General features: G+C 62.4%; 17 protein-coding genes and 2 pseudogenes. 8 read left to right on the forward strand and 11 right to left on the reverse strand.

The features are described 5' to 3' along the window. The first annotated feature begins 24 nt into the window (after positions 1-24). Together VIK36_RS10275 and VIK36_RS10280 are read left to right on the forward strand one after the other, a co-directional pair. Positions 25-657 (forward strand): TetR/AcrR family transcriptional regulator, encoded by a 633-nt coding sequence (locus tag VIK36_RS10275; protein WP_324645091.1) that lies wholly within the window; start codon positions 25-27, stop codon positions 655-657. Between the two features lie 23 nt (positions 658-680). Further along, entirely contained in the window at positions 681-1535 is an 855-nt protein-coding gene (locus tag VIK36_RS10280) for a 3-hydroxyacyl-CoA dehydrogenase (RefSeq protein WP_324645092.1), read from the forward strand. A 178-nt stretch (positions 1536-1713) separates the two neighbouring features. Here VIK36_RS10280 and VIK36_RS10285 read toward each other — a convergent pair whose 3' ends face one another. The 7 genes from VIK36_RS10285 to VIK36_RS10315 form a co-directional block, all read right to left on the reverse strand. Further along, positions 1714-2466 (reverse strand): SDR family oxidoreductase, encoded by a 753-nt coding sequence (locus VIK36_RS10285; RefSeq protein ID WP_324645093.1) that lies wholly within the window; start codon positions 2464-2466, stop codon positions 1714-1716. Between the two features lie 47 nt (positions 2467-2513). Further along, positions 2514-3518 carry a quinone oxidoreductase family protein gene (locus tag VIK36_RS10290; RefSeq protein WP_324645095.1) on the reverse strand — a complete coding sequence of 335 codons (1005 nt, stop codon included), beginning with the start codon at positions 3516-3518 and terminating at the stop codon, positions 2514-2516. A gap of 39 nt (positions 3519-3557) precedes the next feature. Next, positions 3558-4115, reverse strand: coding sequence for an NAD(P)H-dependent oxidoreductase (locus tag VIK36_RS10295; RefSeq protein ID WP_255175437.1), 558 nt, complete (start codon positions 4113-4115; stop codon positions 3558-3560). A 90-nt stretch (positions 4116-4205) separates the two neighbouring features. After that, positions 4206-5039 (reverse strand): alpha/beta hydrolase, encoded by an 834-nt coding sequence (locus VIK36_RS10300; protein WP_324645097.1) that lies wholly within the window; start codon positions 5037-5039, stop codon positions 4206-4208. A gap of 149 nt (positions 5040-5188) precedes the next feature. After that, a complete protein-coding gene (locus VIK36_RS10305; RefSeq protein WP_255175438.1) occupies positions 5189-5491 on the reverse strand; it encodes a tautomerase family protein in 303 nt (100 codons plus the stop codon). A gap of 123 nt (positions 5492-5614) precedes the next feature. After that, complete coding sequence (locus VIK36_RS10310) at positions 5615-6598, reverse strand: GlxA family transcriptional regulator (RefSeq protein ID WP_255175439.1); 984 nt, start codon at positions 6596-6598, stop codon at positions 5615-5617. A gap of 111 nt (positions 6599-6709) precedes the next feature. Then, positions 6710-7336 carry an HD domain-containing protein gene (locus tag VIK36_RS10315; protein ID WP_324645098.1) on the reverse strand — a complete coding sequence of 209 codons (627 nt, stop codon included), beginning with the start codon at positions 7334-7336 and terminating at the stop codon, positions 6710-6712. A gap of 483 nt (positions 7337-7819) precedes the next feature. Between VIK36_RS10315 and VIK36_RS22100 the strand changes: the two are divergent. Beyond that, positions 7820-8341: pseudogene (locus VIK36_RS22100) on the forward strand (hypothetical protein). A 56-nt stretch (positions 8342-8397) separates the two neighbouring features. On the opposite strand, the gene VIK36_RS10320 reads toward VIK36_RS22100, so the two are convergent. Beyond that, a complete protein-coding gene (locus VIK36_RS10320) occupies positions 8398-8748 on the reverse strand; it encodes a hypothetical protein (protein WP_255175441.1) in 351 nt (116 codons plus the stop codon). A 28-nt stretch (positions 8749-8776) separates the two neighbouring features. Further along, a complete protein-coding gene (locus VIK36_RS10325; protein WP_255175442.1) occupies positions 8777-8968 on the reverse strand; it encodes a hypothetical protein in 192 nt (63 codons plus the stop codon). A gap of 411 nt (positions 8969-9379) precedes the next feature. Between VIK36_RS10325 and VIK36_RS10330 the strand changes: the two genes are divergently transcribed. Then, a complete protein-coding gene (locus VIK36_RS10330) occupies positions 9380-9859 on the forward strand; it encodes a hypothetical protein (protein WP_324645100.1) in 480 nt (159 codons plus the stop codon). A gap of 207 nt (positions 9860-10066) precedes the next feature. On the opposite strand, the gene VIK36_RS10335 is transcribed toward VIK36_RS10330, so the two are convergent. Then, complete coding sequence (locus tag VIK36_RS10335; RefSeq protein WP_324645101.1) at positions 10067-10531, reverse strand: DUF2382 domain-containing protein; 465 nt, start codon at positions 10529-10531, stop codon at positions 10067-10069. 62 nt (positions 10532-10593) lie between these two features. Further along, positions 10594-10923: pseudogene (locus VIK36_RS22105) on the reverse strand (recombinase family protein); the annotation flags it as partial. Between the two features lie 146 nt (positions 10924-11069). On the opposite strand from VIK36_RS22105, the gene VIK36_RS10340 reads away from it, so the two are divergent. The 4 genes from VIK36_RS10340 (at position 11070) to VIK36_RS10355 (ending at position 13836) form a co-directional block, all read left to right on the forward strand. Continuing rightward, positions 11070-11711 carry a biotin transporter BioY gene (locus tag VIK36_RS10340; protein WP_324645102.1) on the forward strand — a complete coding sequence of 214 codons (642 nt, stop codon included), beginning with the start codon at positions 11070-11072 and terminating at the stop codon, positions 11709-11711. Between the two features lie 19 nt (positions 11712-11730). Continuing rightward, a complete protein-coding gene (locus VIK36_RS10345; protein WP_255175577.1) occupies positions 11731-12042 on the forward strand; it encodes a CHY zinc finger protein in 312 nt (103 codons plus the stop codon). 331 nt (positions 12043-12373) lie between these two features. Next, on the forward strand, positions 12374-13507 hold the full coding sequence (locus VIK36_RS10350) for a tyrosine-type recombinase/integrase (protein WP_242703055.1): 1134 nt from the start codon (positions 12374-12376) through the stop codon (positions 13505-13507). After that, the gene (locus VIK36_RS10355) at positions 13504-13836 is read left to right on the forward strand and encodes a helix-turn-helix domain-containing protein (RefSeq protein WP_071416681.1); all 333 of its coding nucleotides are present in this window, start codon (positions 13504-13506) and stop codon (positions 13834-13836) included. Before VIK36_RS10350 ends, VIK36_RS10355 begins: the two co-directional genes overlap by 4 nt. Position 13837: the final 1 nt, after the last annotated feature.

The following is a 13837-nucleotide window of genomic DNA, read 5'->3' on the forward strand; positions in this document are numbered from 1 at the left end:
GAGAGCCGCGGCTAGGATGGGCGCATGGCTCAAAGAGGAAGACGCAGTGCGAGGGTTTCGGGTGATGAGCGGCAGGACGCAATCCTGGTCACCGCGGAGGCACTCCTGGCCAGCCGTGCCTTTGACGACGTCTCCATCGAGGATCTGGCCCGGGGTGCCGGCATTTCGCGCCCCACGTTCTACTTCTACTTCCCCTCGAAAGATGCCGTGCTGCTGGCCCTGCTGGACCGGGTCATCACCGAGGTTGAGCACCGGGTGGGGCACCTGCCGCGCGATTTCGAGAGCGACCCCGCGGGTGCGTGGACCCGTTCCATCGGAATGTTCGTTGAGGTGTTTGTCTCGCACCGCGCTGTGTCGACCGCCGCCATCGGGGCGGGCCCCCGCAACGACGAGGTGCGCAGGCTGTGGTCCAAATCGATGCAGTCCTGGGTCGACTTCTCAAGCGACGTCATCCGTGCCGAGCAGGCCCGCGGGGCCGCGCCGGCGGGCATCGACGCGCACGACCTCGCGGTGAGCCTGAACCTGATGAACGAACGGGTCATTACCGCTGTCCTCAACCGGGAGAGTCCCGCCATCGCGGAGACCGCCGCCCTGGACGTTCTGTCAACCATCTGGATCCGCAGTATTTACGGGTCCGACAACCCCGGCAGCCGCTAGGCCCGCGCCGAAAGGAAACGATAATGCCCTCCATCAAGACGCTCACCGTGCTCGGCACCGGAGTGCTCGGCTCCCAGATCGCCTTCCAGGCCGCATTCCACGGTTTCGCGGTCACCGCCTACGACGTCGACGAGGACGCGCTTGCCAAGGCGCGGGACCGTTTCACCCGCCTCGCCGGCATCTACCGGGCACAGGCAGCCGGCACCTCCGAGGGCAAGACCGAAGCAGCCCTGGCAAACCTCCGCCTCACCGCAGACCTCGGGGACGCCGTCGTCGACGCGGACCTCGTGATCGAAGCCGTTCCCGAACTGCTGGAACTCAAACGCGACGCCTACCGCAAGCTCGCGGAGCTGGCGCCGGCCAAGTCCATCTTCGCGACTAACTCGTCCACCCTGCTGCCCAGTGACTTGAAAGACTTCACCGGACGCCCGGACCGTTTCCTCGCGCTCCATTACGCCAACAACATCTGGGCGCAGAACATCGCTGAGGTCATGGGCACCGCGGAGACGGACCCGGCGGTGTTCGCCGCTGTCGTCGACTTTGCCCGGAACAGCGGACTGGAACCCATCGAGATCAAGAAGGAGAAGGCCGGCTACGTCCTGAACTCGCTGCTGGTTCCGCTGCTGAACGCGGCCGCCGGCCTGCTGCTGCAGGGCGTCGCCGACCCGCACACCATTGACAAGACCTGGCGCATCGCCACGGGGGCCCCGAGCGGACCGTTCCAGATCTACGACGTCGTCGGCCTCACCACGGCGTACAACATCGCCTCGGCCTCGCCGGATGCCGGTTCCCAGGCGTTCGCCCAGTACCTGAAGGAGCACTACATCGACCAGGGCAAGCTGGGCGTCGCCTCGGGGGAGGGCTTCTACAAGTACTGAGCCGCGGACCTTAAGTGTTCATTTCGTTCGGCCTTGTTCGATTCTGGCGTAGTAGCCGCGCTGACATCCGATGCGCGGATACTTCCTCCCCACGTGGCTCGTGGGCCTGGCATAGAGAGGCCCACGAGCAGTCAACTCGAGTTATTCCTGTGTCAACCCCGAAACGTCGGGCTGGGGGCTACTGCTGAAGGGTCGGCCGGACGACGAGCTCATTGATGTCGACATTTGCTGGCTGCGCGACGGCAAAGGCGATAACGTCGGCCGCAGCTGTAGCGGGAATCCCGAACTGTTCGGCTGCGGCGTGGGCAGCCGCTCGGACTTCGGGATTGCCGCCCCGGTCCGTTAGTTCAGTCAGCGTGAAGCCGGGCGAAACCACGGTTACGCGCACGTCGGTGTTCTCCTGGCGGAGCCCTTCGGAGAAGGCCCGGACGGCGTATTTTGTAGCGCAGTAGATTGCTGCGGTCGGGTCAACGCGCAGGCCAGCGACTGAGGCGACATTGATGATGTGGCCTGCCCGCCGGGACCGCATGCCGGGTAAAGCACTTGCCACACCGTGAAGTACGCCGCGCAGATTCACATCGATCATGGAGTTCCACTCTTCGATGCGCAGATCATGCACGGGGGACAACGGCATCACACCCGCGTTGTTCACGAGTACGTCGACTGGACCAAAGCGCTCTTCGGCGGCTTTCACGAAATTCTTGAAGTCGGCATGGTCTGTTACGTCGAGCCGGCGGTATTCTGCCTGGCCTCCATCGCGCTGGATGTCAGCCACGAGGGTCCGCAGTGAATCCTCACGCCGCGCGCCGAGGAATACCCTGTGGCCCTGGGCCGCCAGCGCGCGTGAAGTGGCTGCCCCGATGCCACTGCTGGCACCTGTGACGATGATGTTCTTTTGGTTTTCATGGTTCATGTTTTGATACTCATTCACTTGAGGATGCGGGAAAGGACAGGTCTGCCTGGGTGTGCCGCACCTTGTCAGTACTTTCCAATGGTTTGATGGCTGCTTACGGCAAGAATCAGCCTGCCCGTGACGGTCCGTGCTTCCATTTGTGCGTGCGCTTCGGCAGCTTCTTCCAACGGGAGCACGCTCACCGGGAGGGTCAGCTGACCGCTTGCGATGAGAGGCAGGACAGTTCGTCCGGCGGCTGCCCCGCGTTCGGGATTTTCGGAGAGCGCCAGCCCGGCGCTGAAGCCCAGGATGCCGATGTTGCTGCGCCAGATCCTGTTGGTGTCGACCATGGTGTCCCCGTCCTGTGCGGCGCTGCCGACGACAAGCATGCGTGCATGCTGTGCCATGACGTCCAGTGTGGTGAGGCGCTGCTCTCCTCCTACGGGGTCGATAACGAGATCGAACGCTTCGTCGTGGAGGGCGTCGGGAAATTCGTCGGAGACAATGACACGGTCCAGCCCGAGAGACATAGCAGCTTCAGCTTTGTCCCTGGTGCGGACGGTACCAACTACCCGGCTGGCTCCGAGCATTCGGGCGACGGCGGGAAACGCGGAGGCGAGGCCGCCAATGACGCCGTGGACCAGCACGCGGGATCCGGCACGGATGTTGCCCAGCTCGGTCAGTGCCATATAGGCGGTCGCGGCGTTGCCAAGTCCCGCGACGACCTGGACCGGATCAGCGCCGGATCCTTCGAGTGAGACGACCAGCGCGGCCGGGGCGGCTACGACTTCTGCGTATCCTCCGCTGTTCGGAAGGGTCACCGTTGCGACGTGCTCACCGATCGAGAGACCGGTAACCCCTTCCCCGAGGGCGCGGACCGTCCCGGTGACTTCGAGTCCCGGTACATAGGTGGGCTTGGGGACGTAGTCGAGGTCGGCGAATGTTCCTCGGCGGATGATGGCATCGATGAGGCCGACGGCTGCGTACTGGACGTCAATCGTTATTTCCCCCGCGGCCGGCTCGGGAGTGGGAAGGTGGACTTCCTGGATGACTTCGGGGCCGCCGTAGGCCGTGGTCGACATGCTTTTCATTGTGGTTGTCCTATCGGTGTTGGTTCTCGCCGGCATTGCTTAGACGTGCTCTGGCACGGTGCGTAACGACAGCTGGTTCCTGTAGTCCTGCGCCAGGTCCTGCAGCTGTTCGTCCGTCAGGTCACGTACGCCGTGAAGGATGAAGGGGCTCAGCCATTGCATTCCGAGCCGGCGGGCTGTGGCCTGCAGGGGGATGAGGATGTCGTTGTAGTCCCACCCGTGGAAGCCTTCCGGGGAGTAAGCCTCCCCGGCGCCGCCGGTGCTGGTGGCGACCCGGAGTGTTTTGCCTGCAAGTGCTCCGGGTGCTCCGGTGCCGTAGGCCCAGCCGCGGACAAGCACTTCGTCGAGCCAGGTTTTGAGGAATGCCGGAGGGGCGTACCAGTGGGTTGGGTATTGCAGGACGATGTTCTCGGCCGCTTCCACCGCGGCCCTCTCGGCAGCGAGGTCGATGTGGCCGTCGGGGTAGAGGCGTCTCAGGTCGTGCACAGTAAGACCCGGTGCATCCTCGAGCGCGGTTGCCAGAGCCCTGTTGATACGGGAAGTGGAAAGGTCGGGATGGTCCAGAAGGACCAGCGTCTTGTGATGTACAGCTGTCATGGTCGGGGTTCCATTTCATTGGCGGGGAAGCCGCAGCAGAGTGTGGACAGCGGTCGGTTCCACACCCTGCTGTCGGGTGCCAGGGCTGGGTTACTTGTTCAGGAAGCGGAGCAGGATTTCGTTGATCTCGCCACTGTGCGTCCAGAGCATGCCGTGCGGGGCGCCTTCGATCTCCACGTACTCAGCGGAGGGAACACACTTGGTGAACTGTCGGCCTGTTGCGCCTATTGGGAGGATGCGGTCCTCCGTTCCGTGGACAATCAGGGCCGGGACGGTGATCTTCCCGACGTCGGCACGGAAGTCCGTTAGCCACGAGTCGACGACAGCGAACGAGGCGTACCAGGAGGAGCGGGCCGCAACGTTCCATGCGCTGCGCAGGGCTTCCTCGCTGAGACGACTTCCAAGGAAGGTGTCGGTGTTGAAGAAATCCTCATAGAAACGGGCGAACCAGGCGTAGCGGTCTTCGGTGGCGGCGTTGCGGATGCCGTCGAACACTGAGGAAGGAACGCCGGTGGCGTTGTCCTCGGTTTGCAGGAGGAATGGTTCGAGGGAAGCAAGGAACGCTGCCTTGGCTATCCGTGCCTCGCCGTAAGTGCGGATGTACCGTCCCACTTCGCCGGTGCCCATCGAGAAGCCAACCAGGACGACCTTCTGCAGGTCCAAGGTTTCGAGGACGGTGTTGAGGTCTGCGGCGAAGGTGTCGTAGTCGTAGCCGGTGGTCGGTTTGCTTGACTTGCCGAAGCCCCGGCGGTCGTAGGTGATGACGCGGTAGCCGGCCTTCAGGAGGGCTGCGCTTTGTTTCTCCCATGACCCGCCATCCAGCGGGTAGCCATGGATCAGGACAACCGGCTGCCCCGTGCCGTGGTCCTCATAGTAAAGCTCGACGTCCGTGCTGTTTTCCATACCGACTTTGATGAAAGCCATAATTCTGTTTCTTTTCTTGAGGGGAGAACGAACGGTGGTTCTCCAGCTGTCTGCACATCGAATTGAGAGATGTGGCTGGTAAGGGCTGGCTGTCCGGTTCGACGAGGGCGCATTACCCAAGCAGATGCGTCACTGAACCTTCAGGCCGGTTACTTGTCCCGAACGGGTGCTTTTTCGGCCAGTTCGGTCCGGGTCAGCGGATGGCCATCGATGGACTCGTAGAGGCCCTTGGAACGTGCGAGGCCGTCCATCAGGCTGGCTGGTCCCCGGAAGGGAAGACCGCCGATGTGCCAACCGTCAGTGTGCAGTTCTTCGATGAGGACCCAGACGACCTCGCGGAAAGCTTCGGACCCTTCGAACTGCACCATTACGTCGGTCAGTGCTGCCGCCATACGGTGCTTTTCGTCTTCGGTGAATACCCCGTCGACGAGCTTGACGTTTACGAAGGGCATGGCCTTCTCCTTTTGTTGTGGGTGCTCCGGTTTGCCCCGGTACGTCAAGCATCGTTCCTGGAAGGAATCAGCGGACCCGCTGATTCCGTCAGGAAACCCACAATTAGCGTCAGGCTGTAGAAGTTACGTGGGGAGGTGTGCGGTGCCGTCGTGGCGCGGCGTGAGGCGCTCAAGATATAGGGAGGGACTCATTCCGACTTTTTGCGTGAAAACGCGCCTCAATGTCTCTGCACTTCCGAATCCGGTTGCGGCTGCCGTTGTGGCAACAGTAGCTCCGCGTTGGAGCATTGCCTGCGCGGCTTCGATGCGTACCTTTTCGACATACCGTGCTGGACTGGTCCGGGTTGCCTCTTGGAACCTGCGGGTAAGGCTGCTGGCGCTGAGATTTGTCATGGCGGCCATGGCGTCGATCGAGTAGTCGGCGGCTGGCTCAGCTGTGATGCGGTCCAGCAGTTCCCTTAGGACGTGGTCCCGGGAAGTGCTCGCACCGACGGCCACGGAGCGCTGTGATTGGCCGCCGGGCCGTTGGTTGAATATGACCATTTGCCGAACGACGGCGCGGGCTACGTCCGGACCATAGTCGTCCTCAACCATGAACAACGCCAGATCCACGCCGGAACTGATGCCAGCGGAAGTGATGATCGGATCATCCTGTACAAACAACGCATCGGGGACCACGTTAACCAGGGGAAATGACTTTCTGAACCGCTCGACCTGGGTCCAGTGCGTTGTCGCGTTCCGGTAGTTCAACAAACCCGCGTGCGCCAGGAGAAAAGCACCAGTGCAAACGGATGCAATCCTTTTGGCATCGTTCGTCAGTTGGGCAACGGCGTCGACCAGTTCCTGCTCGAAAGGCTTGGCCACCATGCCGTAGGCCCCAGGAACGAGCACTGTGTCCAGGGCACCTGCCCGCGCGGCGGTGGTTTCCACCATCAGATAGTGGCCGTTTGCAGCCCGTTTGGCTTGGCCGTCCGCTGAAACCATAACCGTCTTATAGTCGGCGCCAAAGGCATTGGCATGATGGAACACGTCAGCTGGCCCGGCGACGTCCATCATCGTGACGTTGTCGTGAACCAGGAACCCGATGGTTCTGCCACGTTCACTCACTTCTCACCGCAGTTCTCGCATCCGGCGCTGCACACGCCTACAAACACTCGTTTGGGCGCCTTTCCCATCATGAATGCTGAACCCATAAGTTCGCAACGGCTCGACCAGAAGCTAGAAAGCAGGATTAACCCCCTGGCCGCGGCTTGTGCCCAGGTGAGCCTGCAGCAGCCCACCGGGACAGGAGGATGGAGGTGCCTTCTCCGGGTTGCGCAGTGCCTGGTCAACGACTCTCTGGCCCAGGCACTGCTCGATCATCAGCCGGGGATACGTCGCTTGGACCTCGGAACGGTGCTTATCCGCGCGAGGCAGCAGGGTGTCGTCCCCGAAGTCGGCCCGAACGCCAAGGCGGAGGTACCTTGCCACCGGTCCCCGGCGTTCAGCGATCTGAGGTGAGGTGTGTAGCGCAATCGCTTCCCAGACCGAGTCAACCCGGGTGGCTTCCCATCCGTGGGTGGTCAGGAACGCCGCGGCCGCGTCCGCGCCTTCGACTTCAAACCGCTGCGGGCCGTCATACTCATCAGCGGTCCCGGCATCGTGGAAGAGGGAAGCGATCCGCAGAGCTGCCACATCAACAGCGCAGCCCTCACCGACAGCGATGGCTCGGGCGTACTCGAACACCCGCGCGCTGTGGTTGAAGATGGGCGGCTGCAAGAGCTGAACCAACAAATCCTCGGCAGCAGCAAGTACGGCGTCCTCGGTATCCGGGGGAGTGGACCCTCTTGTGCCTGAGTTCGTCATGTATCTTCCTTTTCGTTGCTGCGGGGTCGGCGTGTCACTCATCATCATGGACTACCCAAACCAAACAGTCTGAAGATCGTCGGACACTTCGCCTAGCGGGGTAATTCTTAGCGTAAAGGAGTCCTCGCCTTGCGCCGCCAAGGACCGCGGAGAGGCTCCGCCACCTGTCCAGGGCGAGCGTACATTGGGAAGGTGGCGCCAAATCAGGCTTTCAGCCAATACCTGCAGCCCCGTCGGGGGCTTGTTAGCCCGGAAGACGTTGGTCTCGGCTTTGGCCGGTGTCGGGTCCCGGATTTTCGGCGTGAAGAGGTCGCAGGACTGGCGGGAATCAGCGTCGATTATTGTGTGTGGCTCGAGCAGTGAAAAGACCACCACCCGTCACCGCAGATCCTCGATGCCCTTGCCCGGGCCCTTCGCCTGGATCCACCCTCGACCCTGCATCTACACCGCTTGGCGCACCCCGGCTTCGTGCAGGACCGCTTCATGAACGTCCCCGCTGCCAATCCATTGGCAGTCGCCCTGTCACCCAGGAACAAAGTGGGGACCAACGTGCTCCGAGACGCGTTTCTGGGCCCTGCCGAGCGGGAGCTTTACGAAGACTGAAAACAGGTCATCGCGGTGACCATCGCAGGCTTGTGGGCCTCGGTGGGTGAGCGGGTCAAGGACCCCGCGCTTGAGGCGCTGGTCTCTGACCTGTCAAAGAGCAGTCCCTACCTCCTGCCATTGTGGGGCCGCCACGATGTGCGCCCGAAAGTGGCAGGGAAACCTCTTCTGCACCATCCACTGGTGGGAGACATGGGGCTCTTCCACGAAAAACTCGCAGTTACCTGCACCGACGGGCACCTTCTGGTCGTTCATCCGGGACATCGCGGAGCTAACAGGCCTGGACCTGGACCAGCTCATCGCGGTCGACAGAATGCCCATCGCCCGGACGTTGGGGGCTGCGCCCGTGGGCTCCACCTGGCCGGAACTGGGAGTCTTCGGGGACCTCGATCTGGACTTTGACCTGAGGAGCCAGGGCAGCCCCCGACAGCGCAGGCGGAAGCGTGCAGTTGGGGTGTTCACAGCCACGGCGGCAGGGGCATGTCCAACCGGGTCAGGAGCCTGTTGAGCGTGTCTTCGACGAAGGTGTCCAGTGGTTCAGCGACGTCTTCTTCTGCCATTATTGCCCGCACTTCCTGCGGGGAGATGTCCTTGCCCAGGACCAAGGCGGCCCACCCCGAGAAGTTCTCGGATTCGTCAGCCAGGTCCACGGGGTCATGGTCGTTTGGGTCGTCGAAATAGTCACGGGGCTGGAAACCCAGAAAGAAGCGTCCGGTGGCTGAGCCTGAGGGCTGGTATTCGATGGTGGCAATGTCACTGTCGTAAACGGAGACCCGCAGTTCCCAGTCGTTGCCACCGTCGCTGTTCATCCATTGGCCTGACCTATAGGCGGATGATTCAAAGTTGCCCACTGGTTCCCCTTGTCACCGGAGTGGTCTTCTGGCTCTCCATTCGGCTGTTGACGCCCCGTCGCTGCCTGCCCTGCTGCCGCTCGGGGATGCGCTCATTCAACTGCTGCTCCTTGGCTGCATCCTCAAGGTTGCCACAATAAGTGCCGATGATGGACGAAATCCCTTCCGCCGCATCCAATGGTCTTCCTGGAGTGTCCCTAACGACACGCCCGGGGTTCCTCCCCGGACGAGCCAGGTCAAGGGGGACCTTTATGGGCACAATCCCTGTCGCAGCCGAGGAAGCACCAAGCGCGACAGCATCCAATAACCTGGTGCCTGTTCCAGCTCCACCATAGTCACGGCTGGAAAGCCCAAGCATCGTCCAACAGGCTTCGTTTTCCGCTTGTCGGCAACACCAAGTGCAGCAGGTGATCCGCGATCCCGCCGCCTTGCAAGTGCTCGGTCTTCCTGGGTTCCGTAGTCCTCGCTGACCGTGGCGGTGACTGTGCTGGTCTCCGTCCCGAGAACCCTGTCAAAAAGCCCCAAAGGCCCTTCCCAGGCTCTTCCGGTGGGCCTAGCCTGTCCCCACCACCATCCACAGGAGGCATCAATGCGGACAGCAAAACCACTGACGGAATCCGAGCAGGTTCATCGTCTTTCCGAGAACCTCATGACGCAGCTGGCCAAGGGCAGAGAATGGGCCACCCCTGGCGTCCAAGCAGCCCTCCAGAGAGCGGTAGCCGGACTCGATACCGGCATCGAATCTGCCTCCCCGCGGCTCCAGGCGCTGTTGCGGCGGTTGGCGGATGAACTAGCCGGCAGCGTGGAAACCATCACTCCCAGGGTCCATGAACAACTGAGGCGGGTCGGGCCACAAGCTGCTGCGCCGGCCCCGATCGAGACCAGGAAGTCCCCGTCCCGGATCTGGTGGTTGATCGCAGGATTCGCCGCCGCTGGAGCCGGGGCAGCCGTGTGGCGGTCCATGAAGGCTTCCAAGCCCGAATCATCACCATGGGTCAACACCGAGGAACTGAAAGCCAACCGCACTGATCCCAACGTCGATGCAGACCTGGCTTCCGGCCGGATGTAGAAGCATGTTCCGGGGGAGCCGGCAAAACGATCCGGGCGCTGTCACGGCACCCAGCCACCTAACAGCAGACCCGCAGCTTCACAGAATCATCAGCGATCCCAGGGGTCCTGACGCGGTTACCTCCAGCCTGTCCAATGAGGAACTGGCGCAGGTGCTGGATGCTCTTTACCGAAGCCTTGATACTCCTGCGCCTGAGCCGGGGACTGTCTATTGGTACGAAGCGTGCCTTGAGGAGAGTCTGCGCAGGCATGGGCGGGAACGGACGCGATCGGATGAGGAGTCATCGCGCACATGAAACGCCCCCGGAAGGAGAAGTTCACTTCCGGGGGCACTGTTCACACTGCCAGGGCAGGCGGGTAAGCCTGCTTTAGGCTGTTGGCGTCGGTCGTCGTCGATGCCGTTTGTGTCGATGTGTTCCTTGCGGACTTCTTCGCTGACGGTTTCCTCGTCGCGGACCACGTCCTTGTCCGGCCGAACGCGCTCGACGGGGACGGTTTCTCCTTTGAAAACGGGAAAGGCGCGCCCCGTTCGCTGAGCACGCCCTTCACTCGAGTGACGCGATTCCCTACCGTGTACAAGCCACGGCTGAACGGCGCTAACGGAGATTCTGTCAACCTGCCGATTCGGGGAACTGACAGAAAACTCCTGCCAGACGGGCACACACGCTCTCATGGCATCGCTAAAACTGCGAAATCCCGCTAAGGCCCCTGATCAATGATTCTGACCTGCGCAGGCTACGTGGCCCTGGCTTGACGAAGGTACTTATTGATCGTTTCACGGCTGATGCCGTAGTCGCGGCCCAGGACGGCCCGGAACAGGGTTCTCAGCGCGATTCATGAGTTCGGCTGCCCGTTCGGGGGTCAGGGCCATCTTCCGCCAATTCTGGGCTCCCTGCTGCTTCGACTGGCCAATCTTTCTCGCTGCCGTTCCCTGATCAGGGAACGTTCGAACTGGGCGAAGGTGCCCATGACGGAGAGCAGGTTGGCCACGGGGGAGTCCTCGCCGGCGAAGACCAGGCTTTCCTTCACGAACTCGGCCCGTACACCTCTGGGCGTGAGGCCTTGGAACGAGAGCTCTGCAGGGCAGGTCGCTGGTTTGTGGCAATTGATCCATAGATCGTCGGCGCAGTCGTGGCTTCGCTACAAAATGACCGTCGAGAGGGCTCTGTAGCCTTCTTCGGAGGACCCGACCACCATTCACAGGAGGAACCATGAGCCACCAGACGACCTCGACGTCGGCACCGCGCCGCCCCGCCGAGAACAACCCCCGCACGCCGCGTCCATTGTGGGATGCGCAGTCGCTGGCGCTTATCTCCGTGTTCGCAGCGTTGATCGCGGCCTCGGCGATCATCCCCGGCATTCCCGTGGGCGGCTTCGGGGTGCCGATCACGCTGCAGACCCTCGCCATCATGGTGACGGGCCTCGTCCTTGGCGGATCACGTGCCGCCGCAGCGGTAGCGCTCTACCTGCTCCTTGCGTTCGCCGGGCTGCCGATCTTCTCGGGCGGCCGGGCTGGCCTGGCCGTCCTCGCCGGCGGATCCGCCGGATACATCGTGGGGTTCCTCCTCGCCGCCCTGCTCGTTGGCATAGCCGCCGAGCAAATCATCCGGCGCCTCCCCGCCAAACGGCGCGGCCTTTGGCTCTTCCTCGCCGCGGTCGTGGTCACCGTGGTCGCATCGCACCTGCTCGGCGTACTCGGCATGATGGTCAACCTCAAGCTGTCATGGCAGGCTGCCTTCGCCAGTGACCTCATCTTCTACCCGGGCGACATCCTGAAGGACGCACTGGCATCCGCTGCCGCGGTAGCCGTCCACAGGGCCTTCCCCGACATCCTCGTGCGCCGAGTGAAGTAAGCGAGGCCTGAGCATGGCTATGAGGATCTTCGGGAAGACCGTAGACGACCAAACCCGCTGCATTCACTATCACACTGACGTAGATGTGATAGCCATAAAGTTCAAGTGCTGTCTTCGGTACTATCCCTGCCATCTCTGTCACGAGGAGGAGGCAGACCACCCGACCCAAACATGGCCAAGGAACGAGTGGGCAGAGCCAGCAGTGCTGTGCGGTGTATGCAAAGGCGAGATGTCCATAAACGCTTATCTGGCGACCACATCGTGCCCCAACTGTGCCGCTCGACTGAACGAGCGGTGTGCCGCCCACAGGCATTTTTACTTCCAGAGCTGAACGGAACCGCTTTCAGCAGCTCTACGGGACGGCGTCCACGAGTCGCTAATCCCCTTCTGCTCGTTCTGATTAATAGCCGATAATGAAGATTTTGTCAGCCACTAGTCTGCGTATTGCATCGGATGAATCAATCGCGGGCGGCTGACTCACTGCCCCGCTGGCCGTACTTAACCCAGCTCTGACCAGCGGAAACGCAGCACCGAACGTCGTCGTAACGGCGTCAAACCGTGTGTGGCGGCGGAACGATCAGGCGTTGCGCGGCCACCGCGACACGCCGTTGACCTGCGCAAACACAGATGGCGTCTCATCAGATGCATCATGGAATCACTGGATGAAACCGGATTCTCGGGAGGATTTGATGCAGGTTGATGGCTCCGGACGGGTCCGCCTGGTCGAGTCGGTGCCGGTCCTCCGGCCCGACGAGCAGGTGCTCCAGAAGATGCTCGAGGGCTGGCGGAACCAGCAGCTGTCACGCAACCTGCAGTTCGCGACCATCGACCAACGGCTCCGGATGGTCGAGCGCTTCATCAGCCACGTCAACGAAGACCCGTGGAACTGGACGCCCGCGCTTGTCGAGGAGTTCTCGGCGGACCTACGCACCCAGAAGCACGTTGCCCACTCGACGCTGCGCGGCTACCACTCCGCGTTGCGTGCCTTCACTAGCTACATCAGCAATCCCGACTACGGGTTCGACGTCGTGTGCGAGCGGTTCTTTGGCACCCACCCGGCGCAGGTGTTCTTCGACTGGAACACCGCTCCCCACGTCCAGGAGTACGACGGACGCCCGAAGAAACGTCCGTACACCCGTGATGAGATCAGTCAACTCTTCGACCACGCCGACGACGAGGTTGAACGGATCGGCAAGTCGGGCCGCAAGGGCTGGCAGGCCGCCTACCGGGACGCGGTCATGATGAAGATCGCGTACGGCTACGGGCTCCGGTTCAACGAGTTGAGGCACCTGCAAACGGTCGACTTCGCCCGCAACCCACACGCCCGAGAGTTCGGCGCGTTCGGCGTCTGCAAGGTCCGCTACGGCAAGGCAAAGCGGTCCTCGCCGCACAAGCCGCGCAGCGTTCTCACTGTCTGGCGGTGGACGCCCGGCATCATCGAGGACTGGCTCGCCAACGGCCGCGGTGATCCGGGCACCCTGGATCTCTTCCCCAGCGAACGCGGCGGACTGGTCGTCGAATCGACTCTGATCCGACGGGTCCGGCGCTACTGCGAGGAGTTGGGATTCTCCGATGGGCTCGATCTCCACTCGTTCCGTCGTTCGTACGCCACTCACCTGCTCGAAGCTGGATGGGACCCGCGGTTCGTGCAGGACCAGATGGGCCATGAGCACGGGGCGACAACCGGCATCTATCACTTCGTGTCCGACGAGTTCAGGCGCTCCACGCTCAGGAGCGCCTTGGACCGTACGGTGAAGGAAGCCATGGCCCGCAAGACCGAGGACGGAACATCATGAAGCGCAAGGTCGACTACACGTGGCGCCTGGCCGAGCTGATGGCCGCCCGAGGCCTGCACAACACCACGGATCTCATTCCCCTGCTGGCCGAGCGCGACATCAATCTGTCTCGACCGCAGGTGTACCGGCTGGTGAACCAGCGGCCGGAGCGCGTCTCCCTGATGTTGATCGCGGCGCTGTGCGACATCTTCGAGTGCGAGTCGACGGACCTGTTCACGACGACGGCGACGGATGTACGCGTGCGCAAGACGGGCACCGCTTCCCCGCCGAACGTTGTCTCGCTCGACCGCAGCGTGCGGCCGCGGCGCGCAAACATCCTCGACGAGTAGC

This window comes from Pseudarthrobacter sp. LT1 (genome assembly GCF_035621795.1).
Classification (GTDB): domain Bacteria; phylum Actinomycetota; class Actinomycetes; order Actinomycetales; family Micrococcaceae; genus Arthrobacter.